Raw genomic sequence first — 12,868 nt, 5'->3', positions numbered from 1 at the left:
GAGCCGCCCTCGAGTGTCCCGGTCGGCCGCTCCGGGGCTCCGCGCGGAGATGACGGGGTGTGGAGCCCTCCGCGTTCGCCTCGGCCTCACCTGTCGCTGAAGCGTTTCTCGAGTGGTCCGGCGGATCGTGAGGGCAAGTCGAAGGAGAGGGGGTCGGGTGAGCAGTCGGGCGAGCACCGATGTGGTGGTCCGTGTGGAGCGTGGCGGCGCCGACGAGGAGGAACTGGCCGCCGTCTGCGCATTGCTGTCGATCCTCGCCAGTCGTGCGGAACGGCAGGAGCCCAGCCCAGCGCCCCCCGCGGTGCGGGGCTGGTGGCATCAGGGGAGGCCCTCCTACCGGGCCCCGCTCAGTTGGCGCTGATCAGGCGGTGTTTTCTGGTCTAGGATAGCTAAACCGCATAAGCGGTTTGTTAGATTGGGCGGGTGGTCGGTGCACATGGCATCCGCAGCGACGAGAGGAAGGGGGCGAGATGACGGATCCCTCTTCGGCCGGTGTGGAGCCGAACGAGGCGCGCGCGAGAGCGGCGGCGCTGCACTCCCTGCGTGAGCAGGCCCAGCGCGGCCCCAGCGAGAAGGCGACCGAGGCTCAGCACGCGAAGGGCAAGCTGACGGCGCGGGAGCGGATCGAGCTGCTCCTCGACCCCGGGTCCTTCCAGGAGGTCGAGCAGCTGCGTCGGCACCGCGCCCAGGGTTTCGGCCTGGAGGCGAAGAAGCCGTACACCGACGGTGTGATCACCGGTTGGGGCACGGTGGAGGGCCGTACGGTCTTCGTCTACGCGCACGACTTCCGGATCTTCGGCGGCGCGCTGGGCGAGGCCCACGCGACGAAGATCCACAAGATCATGGACATGGCCATCGCGGCCGGTGCGCCTCTCGTGTCGCTGAACGACGGCGCGGGCGCCCGGATCCAGGAGGGCGTCAGCGCGCTGGCCGGCTACGGCGGCATCTTCCAGCGCAATGCCAAGGCGTCCGGTGTCATCCCGCAGATCAGCGTGATGCTCGGCCCGTGCGCGGGCGGCGCGGCCTACAGCCCCGCCCTGACGGACTTCGTGTTCATGGTCCGCGAGACCTCGCAGATGTTCATCACGGGACCTGACGTGGTCAAGGCGGTCACCGGCGAGGAGATCACCCAGAACGGTCTGGGCGGCGCCGACGTGCACGCCGAGACCAGCGGTGTGTGCCACTTCGCGTACGACGACGAGGAGACCTGCATCGCGGAGGTGCGCTACCTCCTCTCCCTGCTCCCGCAGAACAACCGCGAGCCCGCGCCGCAGGTGGTGTGCGCCGATCCGGCCGACCGGCGCGGCGAGACGCTGCTCGACCTGGTCCCGGTGGACGGCAACCGGCCGTACGACATGGCCAAGGTCGTCGAGGAGATCGTCGACGACGGCGAGTACCTGGAGGTCCACGAGTGGTGGGCGCGCAACATCATCTGCGCCCTGGGCCGCCTGGACGGGCGTGTGGTCGGCATCGTGGCGAGCCAACCGCTGGTCCTGGCAGGGGTGTTGGACATCGAGGCCTCCCAGAAGGCGGCGCGGTTCGTCCAGCTCTGCGACGCCTTCAACATCCCGATCGTGACGCTCCTCGACGTGCCGGGCTTCCTGCCCGGGGTCGACCAGGAGCACGGCGGGATCATCCGCCACGGTGCGAAGCTGCTGTACGCGTACTGCAACGCGACCGTGCCGAGGATCTCGCTGATCCTGCGCAAGGCGTACGGAGGTGCGTACATCGTCATGGACTCCCAGTCGATCGGCGCCGACCTCACCTACGCCTGGCCGACCAACGAGATCGCGGTGATGGGCGCCGAGGGCGCCGCGAACGTCATCTTCCGCCGGCAGATCGCCGCGGCCGAAGACCCCGAGGCCATGCGTCAGAAGATGGTCAAGGAGTACAAGGCCGAGCTGATGCATCCGTACTACGCGGCCGAGCGCGGCCTGGTGGACGACGTCATCGACCCGGCCGAGACCCGCGAGGTGCTCATCCGTTCCCTGGCGATGCTGCGCACGAAACACGCCGACCTGCCCTCCCGCAAACACGGCAACCCGCCCCAATGACCCACGCCCCCGGCACGCATCACCACGGCGGTCATGCCTCGTCGTCCGTCGTCGGCCGCAGGAGACCTTGAATGGCCATGCAGGAACGTGCGCTGCGCACAAGGAAGTCGCTGATCCATGCCGCAGCCGCGGTGTTCGCGGAAGAGGGCTATGTGCCTTCGTCGCTCGGGACGATCAGCAAACGGGCAGGTGTCAGCAACGGGGCGCTGCACTTCCACTTCGAGAACAAGAGGGCGCTCGCCCAGGCGGTCGAGGACGAGGCCGCCGACGCGGTCCGCGGGCTCGTCCGGAGAGCGGACCGCACCGGCGCGAGCGCGCTGCAGGCACTCGTCGACACGACGTGCGGGCTGGTGGACAGCCTCCTGGACGACATCGTCGTCCGGGCCGGCTTCCAGCTCAGCGCCGAACGCGCCCTCGGCCCCGAGGCCCGGCTGCTGCGCACCTGGCACGAGTGGGTCGAGCAGGCGCTGCTGGGCGCCGAGGCCGAAGGCCAACTGGCGCCCGGCGTCTCGCCGGACGACACCGCGGCGGCGATCGTGGCGGTGACCGTGGGTCTGGAGGTGCTCGCCGGGGTCGATCCGCAGTGGCTCGCCGAGCGGCGGATCGCCGGATTCTGGGAGCTGCTGCTGCCCGGCATCGCCACCGAGCAGGTCCTGGCCTCCGCCCTGCCCGAAGCGCACGAGGGCAGGCGCTCCGAGGCCGAGGAGGCGTGAGCGGCGCACGGCGTCGCGGAGCCGGCGGGCGTGTCGTCCGCCACGGGCGGGATCGTCCGCGCGCCCGACACGGCGCGCGAGGCCGAACACACCACTGACGCCGTAGCCCCCCGGGGCGTCGGCGCCGAGGTCATGGCCGTCCTCCGAAGCATCGGTCCCTCACCGGGCCGCCAGCCGGGCCGCTCACCTGGCCCCTGACATGGTCCCTCACCTGGTCCCTGACATGGTCCCTCGCCCGGTCCTTCACCGGGCCGTTCACCGGGCCGTTCGCCTGGTCCTTCGCCCAGTTCGTCGCCGGGCCGTTCGCCGGGCCCTTCGCCCGGCCTCTCACCTGGTCCCTCGCCTGGTCTCTCGCCCGGTCCCTGGCCGGGCCGTTCGCCTGGTCGCTTGCCCGGTTCCTGACCTGGCCCCTTGCCCGGTTCCTCACTGGGCCGTTCGCCCGGTCCTTCACCCGGCCGCTCACCAGGCCCCTCACCGGGCCGTTCGCCCGGCCCCACGCCCGGCCCCTGGCCTGCTCCCTCGCCTGGTTCTTGGCTGGGCCGTTCAACCGGTCCTTCACCGGGCTCCTCAACCGGTCCTTCACCGGGCCCCTCACCCGGTCCTTCGCCCCGTTCCTCGCCGGGCCGTTCGCCTGGTCCTTCACCGGGCTCCTCGCCGGGCGGTTCGCCCGGCCGCTCACCGGGCTCCTCGTCCCGGCTCCTCGTCCCGGCTCCTCGTCCCGGCTCCTCGCCCCAGCCCCTCGCCTCCTCGTCCGGTCGGCTTCGTCGGCCCCTACCGACCCGGCCGTACCCGAGGCGACCACAAGGTGGCCGGATCCGCCCCGTCGACGGGGCGTGCGGCTGAGCGCTGTTGGGGGGGCGCTCCAGGGACGCTGGAGGAATCGGGCGCCTCGCCCGCGCAGCGCTACCGTGCTGAGCAGGGAGAAACCGTTTCGCTCCGAAGAGTTTTCGCAGGGTAGGAGGGGGAGGGGCCTCGCCCCGGAATGCCGATGACCGACGGCCGTGCCACCGCCGAGCGCCGCACCGATGCGTCGATGACCGTCGTCGTCGCCCCCGGACGGCCGCCCTACGACGTCCCGCCCGTGCTGGAGATCCGGGGCCCGCTCGGCGTCGGCCGCGTGGCGGCGGCGCTCGACCACGCCGCCACCCGCAACCCCGGCGGTCGGCCATGGCGCCACACACTGCGACGGCTCGGACCCGACCATCACCTGCTGCACGTCGAGCCGGGCACCGCCGCCTCCCCCGGCGGCCCGCACGAGTACCCCGACGCCTTCCCGGCCGGTCTCGTCGCGGACCTGCTCACCGCCCACGACCGGCCGACCGTGCCGCTCGCACCGGCCCAGCTCGACCTGGTCCGGCGGGCCGAGGACGCCCCGGGCAACCACCCCGTGCGGGCACTGAACGCGGCCGAGCCGCTGGACCCGGCCGCGGTGGACACCGCCCTGCGGGCCCTGGTCAGGGCCCATCCGCTGCTCGGTGCCCGGATCGACACCACGACGGGCGGTGGCCTGCACGCGATGCCGCTCGTGTACGCGCTCGAGTGCGCGGACCTCGGTGACGTCCCGCGCGCCCGGGAGCGGGAGGCCGTCGCCGACGCGGCCCGCCGCCTGGACCCCGCCACCGGCAGCACGCTGTGCGCCCTGCTGCTGCGCAGGCGCCGCAGGCTCGTGCTGGTGGCCCACGAACTCGTCGCCGACGAGGTGTCGTCGGACATCCTCATGGCCGACCTGCGGGCCGCGCTGGCCCGGCCGGAGGAGGAACTGGCGGTCGAGGACGTGCAGTACCCGGACTGGGCCGCGGCGCTGCCCGCGGTGGCCACCGACCTCCGGGAGACCGAGCGCTGGCGCACCGTCGCCGAGGGCCGCGCCGCCACCCGCGCGCTGCGCCCCCGCGCCCCGCTGCCGGACGTCGCCCCGCACCACCACGCCGGCTTCGCCCTGGGCCGTGCCGCCACCCGGCGGCTGACCGGTGCCGTGCCCCGCCGCTTCGGCCTCACCCCGGCCCAACTGCTCACCGGCGCCATGGGGTTGGCCCTGATCCGGTGGCGCGGCACCGAGCGCGCCTCCTTCGACGTGTGCGTCGACGGACGCCAGGGCGGCCCGGCGCTCGCCCGGACGGTCGGACCGCTCGTCGAGACCGAGCCCGTGCTGCTGGACGGCGGGCGCGAGGAGAGCGCGCGTCAGTTCATCGACCGGGTCGCCGCGAGCCTCGCCGACGTGGGCCGCGGCGCGTTCGGCGCGTGCCGCGAGCACGCGCCCGATGCGGCGCTCCGGCTCGCACTGCGCGAACCCGTGCCGGTCCTGGTGCGTTTCACCCCGGACGCCGACGTCCGCGCGGTCGAGCCCTCGCAGCGGACCGCCACCGCGTACGCGCTGGACGCCGACGCGCGCGTACGCGGCGGCCGGCTGTGCGTCCGGCTCGACTGGCTGCCCGCCGCCCGCGACGGCGTCACCGAGGACTCCGCCGGCCGGCTCCTGGCCGTCCTGGAGGAGGTCCTGGACGAACTCGCCGGGAGCACGAGCGTGCTGCCCGCCACCACCAGCAGCGTCGCGGCCAGCCCGCTGCAGCGCGAGATCCTGGCCGACGCCGACGCGCATCCCGGGACCGGACGGCAGATCGAGCAGCTCAGCTGGGTCTGGCACGGGCCGCTGGACATCGCCCGGTTCACGGCGGCATGGCAGTCCGTCTTCGACCGGGAAGCCGTGCTGCGGGCCGCCTTCGACCACGGTCCCGACCCCGCGATCACCATCCACGACCGGGTCGTGCCGCAGGTGGTGCGGATGCCGCACCCGGGTGCCGACCGCCCCGACGCCCTGGTCGGCGACCGGCGGCGCGGGCTCGATCCGCGCTCCCCGGGACCGCTGCGGATCACGCTGCTGGAGGGTCCGCGGCACGACGGCACGAGTGCGCGGACCACGCGGGTGCTGCTCACCTACCACCTGGCGCTGCTCGACACCTGGAGCGTGCGCCTGCTCGTGGCGGAGTTCTGCCGCGCCTATCTGACGGACGGCGCGCTGCCGGGCGGCGACCGGCGGCCCGACGTACGCGACTACGCGCACTGGATCGAGGCCCAGGACCTCGCCCCCGCGCGGGACTACTGGCAGCGGTCCGCGCCCCGGCCCGCGATCGCGGCGTCGGTGTCGGCCTACGCCACCGCCTCGCCCGTCGCCCGCGGGACGGGTACCGGGCGGGCGCGGGTGCGGCTCACCTCCTCCGAGGCCGCCCGCCTCGACGCGTGGGCCGCCCGGTGGGGCGCCACCGAGTGCGGGGCCCTGCAGGCCGCCTGGGCGCTGCTGCTGTACCGGGCCACCGGGGCGGACGGCTCGATGCCGGTGCGGTTCAGTGTCGCGGTCTCCGGGCGGGGCATCCCGCTGGAGGGCGTGGAGCGCCTGCCCGGTGCCCTGCGCAATCCGCTGCCCGTCTCGGTCGAGGTCGACCCCACGGCCACGGTGCCCGACCTGCTGGCCGCCCTGCGCGACCAGGCCATCGACCTGTCGTCGTACGAGTGGGTCTCGGCCGGTCAGATCCACGGCTGGACCGGCGCGGTGCCGAACGGACCCGCCGGGCCCGAGCGCACCGCCGAGAGCCTGCTCGTCTTCGAGAGCGGGCTGGACCCGCTGCAGCGGCTCGAGCCCCAGTTCGCCGCGCACGGCATCCGCATCGACTTCCCCGAGACGACGGGCGCCGCGAACGCCTTCCCGGTCACGCTCGTCGCCCACCGCGACGAGGCCGGCGGCCTGGTGCTGTCCGTGATCCACGACCGCGCCCGCCTCGCGGACGGCACCGGACTGCTCGCCGACTGCGCCGACCTGCTGCGTGAACTGCCCTACGAGGCCGACGAGACGACGCCCATCGCCGAACTCCTCGACGAGTTGTCGGTCACGGCGGCCGCCCGGCCGTCCTTCATGACCCTGCGTCAGGGAACGGAAGGTGTCATCTGCCTGGTGCCGTCACCGGGCGTCCCCCGGTCCTGGTACGCCCGGCTGTCCCTGCAGTACGTGGGGCCGGAGACGGTGATCCTGCTGTGCCTGACGCCGAAGGGGTCCCGAGCCTGGCACACGGTGCTGCGCTCGCTGGCCGACGCGGGACGGCGGCTGCTGCTCGTCGCCTTCTCGGGCGGGGGAGCCGCCGCCTACGAGACGGCCCGTCTCCTCGCGGCGGACGGGTGCCGCCCCGCGACGGTCGTGCTGACGGCCGACACCGGTACCGAGCAGGCGGTGGGCGATCTGGCCCGGCTGCTGGCGGAAGCCGCCCGGCGGCCCGGCTCGAAGGATTCCGGAAGCCCGCACCACGGCCACTTGTGAGGAACTCGAGTGCGGTTCGTCTCGGTTCCGTGAGCGGCTCTCCCCACGGACCGACACCTTGACAGACCGTCCCGGCTGTTTTCGTGCGGCTTTGAAGTGACGGACGTGCCAAGTCCTCTGCGGCTGCCGAAGCTTATGCCCCGCTTCTTCCCCTTTCGCGCCCTCTTGTTTCTGCGCAACGCCAGCGGGTACACGCTCGCTATATAAAACGGCCGGGTCGGTTTGATATTGACAAACCGCGTGTCCTGTTTTTAACTCAAGTCACCGAGACGTGGCTCTGGATGCGGCCTTGGGCGATGGATGACTCTTGCACCAAGAGGGGGAAACGGCGTGGACATCGAAGTACTGGGCACGTTGGCCGTCAGGGAGAACGACGTCTCGGTGACGCCGCGGGCGCCGAAGCCGCGACAGGTGCTGGCCCTGCTGGCCCTGCACGCGGACCACGTCGTGCCGATCGCCTCGCTCGTCGAGGAACTCTGGGGCGACCGGCCGCCGCGCAGCGCGCGGACCACCCTGCAGACCTACATACTCCAACTGCGCGAGATGATCGCGAAGGCCCTGGAGCAGGACCCGGAGGGCACCTTGCCGCGCACGCCCAAGGACGTGCTCGCCACCGCTCCGGGCGGCTATGTGCTCCACACCTTCGGCGGCACCAGCGACGTCCGCGAGTTCGAACGGCTCTCCGGGCTCGGCTACCGGGCCATGGACGCGGGCGACTTCCCCCGCGCGGCCCGCGAACTGGGCGAAGCCCTCGCCCTGTGGAGCGACTCCGCACTCGCCGACGTACACGCCGGGCCGCAGCTGGCGATGCAGGCCAGGCGTCTGGAGGAGACCCGGCTGTGCGCGCTCGACCAGCGCATCGAGGCCGATCTGCGCATCGGCCGGCACCGGGAACTGCTCGGCGAACTCACCGTCCTGGTCAGCCGCTACCGCACGCACGAGAACCTGCACGCCCAGTTCATGCTCGCGCTGTACCGCTCGGGGCGCCGCAGCGAGGCGCTCGACGTGTACCAGCGGCTGCGGGCGACTCTCGTACGGGAAATGGGACTTGAGCCGTCCGCCAGTGTGCGCCGACTCCAGCAGTCGATGCTCATGGCCCACCCTGAGCCCGGCATCGCGAACGGACAGCAGGCCGCGACCGATCGCGAGCGGCTGACCCGGGTGGGCTGACGGCCGTATCGGCGGTCCACGGGCCCTCAGACATCGGGAATCGGGAATCGGAAATCGGGAGAGGTGAACGGCGATGCAGGCCAGATCGGAACGGACCCGGCGCAAACTGATCCAGGCGGGCGCGCGCCAGTTCAACGAGCACGGATACGCCAGCGCCACCCTGGGGCGGATCGCGGCGGACACGGGCCTGACGAAGGGGGCGCTGTACTTCCACTTCGCGTCCAAGGAAGTACTCGCCGACGCGGTGCAGCAGGAAGGCAGCGCGCGGCTCGTCGAATTCCTGCGCAGGCGGGAGGAGTCCGGCGCCCCGCCCGTGCAGGTGCTCATCGACATGACGCACTGGCTGTCCCGCGCGCTGCGCGAGGATCCGATGGTCGGCGCCGGACTGCGGATCGCGCACGAGTGCGCCGACCGGGAACCCCCGGTCACCGACTTCTACCGGGCGTGGGACCGCGAGGTGCTACGGCTGCTCCGGCGGGCCGGCGAGGCGGACGCGCTGCGGGCCGCCGGCCGGGGCGAGGGAGCGGCGACACTGCTGTGGGCGATGGTGTGCGGGCTCGCCGCCGTGGCCAAGGCGCTGCCGGCCGAGGAACTCAACCAGCGGCTCGCCGCCTCGTGGGATCTCCTGCTCACCGTGCTCGTACCGCAGGACGAGGCGGCCCGGTACCGCACCCACGCACCTGACGTACTCGGCGACCTGGCCGAAGCCGCGTGATCCGCGCGCCTTTCGCGTGACGGCCGCATCCGCACAGCGCAGCCGACGAGGGCACGGCCCTCACCACACTCAGGACCATTGGAGCCCCACCATGCCCGGTGAACGACAGATTTCCCTCACAACGGCGTCCTCCGCCCCCGACGCCGACGTGCTCACCCAGGTCGTGCGCATGCTCGCCGACGTACTGGGTCTTCGGCCCGAGAAGATCGACCCCGAACAGACGTTCCGCACGTGCGGGGTCGACTCGCTGCTCTCCGTGGAGTACGTGGCCACCGTCAACGCGTACTACGGCACCGCGATCAAGCCCGCCACGCTCATCGACCACCCCACACCGCAGGACTTCGCCCGGTACGTGGCGGTCGAGACGGGGGCGGCCCCGGTCGGCGCGACACCCACGCCCGCCCCCGCGGCGATGCCGCCCGCGCAGACGTCCGCGATGCTCGCGCCCCCTGTCTCCGTGCCCGCACCGCCCGTCCTGGACGTCCTGCGCGAGGAGATCGCCCGCATCCTGTGCTGCGACCCGTGGGACATCGACGCCGACGCGTCCTTCTCCACCCTCGGTGTGGACACCGGGCTGGCCGCGGAGTTCGTCTCCGTCGTCAACCTCGTGTACGGGCTGCACGAGCGCTCGGGTGTGCTGTACGACCACCCGAACCTCACGGCGCTGGCCTCCCACATCAGCGCACAGCTGCCCGTGGGCCCCGACCCGGCCGCCGTGCTGCGGGCCCAGGCCGACGGGCCGATGCCGCTGGAGGAACTGCTCGACGCGGTGCGCGACGGCCGGGTCACCGTGGACCAGGCCCTCACCCTGCTGCCCCGACAGGACTGAGACGGCGGACGGACATGGACCGCGACGACATACGCATACGAATCAAGGGCGGCGTCCACGGCCGCGGGAGAGAGCCGGCCGCATGACCTCTCCCGCACCGGGGAGCCTGGCCGAGCGGGCGCCGCGCACCATGGCGCCCGTCAAGCTGTGGTTCTGCCCCAACGAAGCACTCGCCCCCGGGCTCGCCGCCGTTCTCGCGACGCACTGGCTGGACGATCAGGAGCAGCAGACCGCCGGGCGCTTCCTGTTCGACCGCGACCGGCGCCAGTACCTGGTCGCCCACGCGCTCGTGCGCCGGGTCCTGGCCCTGGAGAGCGGCATCCCCGAGGCGGAGGCCGTGCTCTGGCGCTCCTCGCGGGGCAGGCCGTTCCTGCGCAAGCCCGTGGAAGGGCTGCCGCGCGGCGGCCGGGAGCTGGACTTCAACCTGTCGCACGCCGACGGGTACAACCTGCTCGGCGTGGTGCGCCGCCATCGCATCGGCGTCGACGTGGAACGGCTCGACCGCGACGACCGGGGCCTGGACTCGATCGTGGAGAGCTTCGCGCCCGAGGAGATCGCCTGGGTGACCGAGGCCGCCCGGGGCCGGGACCGCGACCGCAGGACCCTGCGGCTGTGGACGCTGAAGGAGGCGTACGCCAAGGGACGCGGCCTCGGCCTCGGACTGCCCTTCGACTCCTTCGCGTTCACGCTCGCGACGGACCGCGGCGTGCTCGCCTTCCGGCCGCCCGACGACGAACTCCCGGGGCTGTGGCGCTTCACGGAGCTGGAGCCCGAGCCCGGCGTGCTCGTCGCCGTCGCCGTCATGACGGGCCCCGACGAGGAGGCCGAACTGGACCTGCACCACGGCTTCCCCTGGAACCGGCAGGAACCCCGACGGCTGTCCCTGCCGCAGCCGGTGGGAGCACCCGTCTAGGTCCCCTAGGTCCCCTAGGTCCATGAGCCCGCCCGGATGCGTTCCGGGCGGGCTCATGGCCGTCTGCCGGTGCGCTGTGCGCACCCCCGTGGAGCGCCCCGCACGGCCCTTTCCCGGTCCCCAAGGGCCGCCCGGCCGCCCGCCGACGCCCGCCCGCATCCGAGCCGGCCCACGCGGCCGGCCGCTCCGTCGCGCCACGCGTGTGCCACCGCCGCGCCACCCTCGTGCCGGCGCCGTACCGGCGGCGACCCGCGCCGATCCTCGCGTGCCACCCACCGATCCGGCGGGCATGCCACCGCACAGTCAATTGATCTTATTGGAGCGGCACTTGAGCGACGGTCGAGATACCGGAGGCGGATCACGGAACGCGGCTACCGTGCAGACGCGCCGGTGGTTTCGCGCCACCGCGGACTCGACCGGGTATGGGGAGGTAGCCGTGAAGATCCAGGTTCTGGGCCCGTTGAGCGCCGACGTCAACGGGGTGTCCATCGTTCCGACCGCCGGCAAGCCGAGGCAGATCCTCGCGCTGTTGTCGTTCTATCCGGGCCGGGTCGTACCCGTGCCCACGCTCATGGAGGAGATCTGGGGCAGCAGCATGCCCCGCAGCGCGATGACCACGCTGCAGACGTACATCCTGCAGCTGCGCAGGCGCCTCGGCACCGCGATGGGCCCCGACGCCCCCGGCGGCGCCAAGGAGATCCTCGCCACCCGGCACGGCGGCTATCTGCTGCAGGTGCCCCCCGAGTGCGTCGACGTGCATCTGTACGAGCAGCGGGCCGCCTCGGGGCAGGCGTCGTTCGAGCAGGGCGACGACGAACGGGCCGCGGCGCAGTTCCGCGACGCGCTCGCCATGTGGGAGGGCACCGCCCTGGTGGACGTGAGCACCGGGCCGATCCTGGAGATCGAGGTGATGCGCCTGGAGGAGAGCCGCCTCGTCACCGTCGAGCGCCGTATCGACGCCGACCTGCGCCTCGGCCGGCACACCGAGCTGATAGCGGAACTCACCGACCTGGTGGCCCGTCACCCCCATCACGAGGGGCTGCACTCGCAGGCGATGGTGGCCCTGTACCGCTCGGGGCGCCAGGCCACCGCCCTCGACGTCTACCGCAAGCTGCGCCTCAGGCTCGTCGAGGAACTCGGCGTCGAGCCCTCGCCGCAGCTGCAGCGCCTGCACCAGGCGATGCTCGCCGTCGACCCGGCCCTCGACGTCATCGGCGGAGCGCGCCGCGGCTCCACCTTCAACCTGTACGCGGCCTGAGCCCGAGCACCCTTCGAGACGCGCCTGTCAGTCTCGCGGACGACGAGTCCCGGCGAGCCGAGCCCGCGCAGTCCCGGCGGCTGTCACCGGTGCGTTCCGCACGATTCCCGAGGAGGACGCCGTATGCCCGACGAACGACCCCTGCGGGTCCACTGCTTCGCCCACGCCGGGGCGGGCGTCTCCTCCTTCGCGGGCTGGAACCGCGCCCTCGGCCCCGGCACACGGACCGAGCTGCATCTGCTGCCCGGCCGCGACAGCCGGCGCCGCGAGCCGCGCGTCACCGGACGCGAGGCCCTGCTCGCCGACGTGATGGGCCACTTCACCGAGGACGGCGACGCCGGATCCGCCCCGTACCTGATCTACGGACACAGCCTCGGCGCCCTGGTGGCCTACACGCTCACCCGGGCCCTGCGCGAAGCAGGACGGCGCGGCCCCGCACTGCTCGTCGTCGGCGCCTGCCCGCCGCCCGACGCGGCCCTGGCCCTGACGAACGAATGCCGGGCCTCGGACGAGGAGCTGCTGCGCCACCTCGGTGGCCTCGGAGACCTTCCGGGGGGTGCGGAGCCCGGCGGACTGTGGCACCGGCTGGTGATGCCCGTGCTCCGCGACGATCTGCTGCTCGCCGAGGCCCTGCGCGCCGCCGCCCGCCGCCCGTCGCCCCTCGGCCCGCTCGACGTGCCGATGCTGGCCGTCGCGGGCGGCAGCGACCCGCTGGCCCCGGCCGAGTCGATGGCCCGGTGGCGGCACTGGACCACCGGCCCCTTCGCGCTGCGCACGGTGCCGGGCGACCACTTCTTCGTACGAGGCCGCGAGCTGCCGCGTCTGGTCGGACGGGCGAGCCGGGTCGTGCGGCGCCTCGCGCCCGTCCCGGCCGGCCGCTGACCGCCGGATCCGCCCGGCCCAGCAACAGCAC

The 12,868-nt window shown here is 73.0% G+C and carries 10 protein-coding genes; all 10 read left to right on the top strand.

The features are described from left to right. The first annotated feature begins 157 nt into the window (after positions 1–157). The 10 genes from AQI95_RS45455 to AQI95_RS34780 all read left to right on the top strand — a co-directional run bounded on the left by AQI95_RS45455 (position 158) and on the right by AQI95_RS34780 (position 12,837). On the top strand, positions 158–361 hold the full coding sequence (locus AQI95_RS45455; RefSeq protein WP_107121841.1) for an acyl-CoA carboxylase subunit epsilon: 204 nt from the start codon (positions 158–160) through the stop codon (positions 359–361). A gap of 109 nt (positions 362–470) precedes the next feature. Further along, a complete protein-coding gene (locus AQI95_RS34825) occupies positions 471–2,054 on the top strand; it encodes an acyl-CoA carboxylase subunit beta (protein ID WP_067133517.1) in 1,584 nt (527 codons plus the stop codon). Positions 2,055–2,125: 71 nt separating this feature from the next. Beyond that, positions 2,126–2,767 carry a ScbR family autoregulator-binding transcription factor gene (locus AQI95_RS34820; protein WP_067133513.1) on the top strand — a complete coding sequence of 214 codons (642 nt, stop codon included), beginning with the start codon at positions 2,126–2,128 and terminating at the stop codon, positions 2,765–2,767. A 988-nt stretch (positions 2,768–3,755) separates the two neighbouring features. After that, positions 3,756–7,070 carry a condensation domain-containing protein gene (locus AQI95_RS34810; RefSeq protein WP_159056628.1) on the top strand — a complete coding sequence of 1,105 codons (3,315 nt, stop codon included), beginning with the start codon at positions 3,756–3,758 and terminating at the stop codon, positions 7,068–7,070. A 330-nt stretch (positions 7,071–7,400) separates the two neighbouring features. Then, on the top strand, positions 7,401–8,240 hold the full coding sequence (locus tag AQI95_RS34805; protein ID WP_067133505.1) for an AfsR/SARP family transcriptional regulator: 840 nt from the start codon (positions 7,401–7,403) through the stop codon (positions 8,238–8,240). 73 nt (positions 8,241–8,313) lie between these two features. Then, positions 8,314–8,955, top strand: a complete 642-nt coding sequence (locus AQI95_RS34800; protein WP_067133502.1) for a ScbR family autoregulator-binding transcription factor — start codon at positions 8,314–8,316, stop codon at positions 8,953–8,955. Between the two features lie 91 nt (positions 8,956–9,046). Continuing rightward, positions 9,047–9,784 (top strand): acyl carrier protein, encoded by a 738-nt coding sequence (locus AQI95_RS34795; RefSeq protein ID WP_067133499.1) that lies wholly within the window; start codon positions 9,047–9,049, stop codon positions 9,782–9,784. 82 nt (positions 9,785–9,866) lie between these two features. After that, the gene (locus tag AQI95_RS34790) at positions 9,867–10,697 is read left to right on the top strand and encodes a 4'-phosphopantetheinyl transferase family protein (RefSeq protein WP_067133496.1); all 831 of its coding nucleotides are present in this window, start codon (positions 9,867–9,869) and stop codon (positions 10,695–10,697) included. Positions 10,698–11,133: 436 nt separating this feature from the next. Next, positions 11,134–11,955 carry an AfsR/SARP family transcriptional regulator gene (locus AQI95_RS34785; RefSeq protein WP_067133493.1) on the top strand — a complete coding sequence of 274 codons (822 nt, stop codon included), beginning with the start codon at positions 11,134–11,136 and terminating at the stop codon, positions 11,953–11,955. A gap of 123 nt (positions 11,956–12,078) precedes the next feature. Next, positions 12,079–12,837 carry a thioesterase II family protein gene (locus tag AQI95_RS34780; protein WP_067133491.1) on the top strand — a complete coding sequence of 253 codons (759 nt, stop codon included), beginning with the start codon at positions 12,079–12,081 and terminating at the stop codon, positions 12,835–12,837. The last annotated feature ends 31 nt before the right edge of the window (positions 12,838–12,868 follow it).

Source organism: Streptomyces yokosukanensis (assembly GCF_001514035.1).
GTDB lineage: Bacteria > Actinomycetota > Actinomycetes > Streptomycetales > Streptomycetaceae > Streptomyces > Streptomyces yokosukanensis.
The sequence above is the reverse complement of the archived record's forward strand: the minus strand, read 5'-3'. Positions and strand labels throughout refer to the sequence as shown.

Bases quoted from the DNA above. Each gene is read 5' to 3' on its own strand.
- AQI95_RS34820 (WP_067133513.1), top strand. From the start codon at position 2,126: ATGGCCATGCAGGAACGTGCGCTGCGCACAAGGAAGTCGCTGATCCAT.
- AQI95_RS34825 (WP_067133517.1), top strand. From the start codon at position 471: ATGACGGATCCCTCTTCGGCCGGTGTGGAGCCGAACGAGGCGCGCGCG.
- AQI95_RS34780 (WP_067133491.1), top strand. From the start codon at position 12,079: ATGCCCGACGAACGACCCCTGCGGGTCCACTGCTTCGCCCACGCCGGG.
- AQI95_RS34795 (WP_067133499.1), top strand. From the start codon at position 9,047: ATGCCCGGTGAACGACAGATTTCCCTCACAACGGCGTCCTCCGCCCCC.
- AQI95_RS34790 (WP_067133496.1), top strand. From the start codon at position 9,867: ATGACCTCTCCCGCACCGGGGAGCCTGGCCGAGCGGGCGCCGCGCACC.
- AQI95_RS34810 (WP_159056628.1), top strand. From the start codon at position 3,756: ATGACCGACGGCCGTGCCACCGCCGAGCGCCGCACCGATGCGTCGATG.
- AQI95_RS34800 (WP_067133502.1), top strand. From the start codon at position 8,314: ATGCAGGCCAGATCGGAACGGACCCGGCGCAAACTGATCCAGGCGGGC.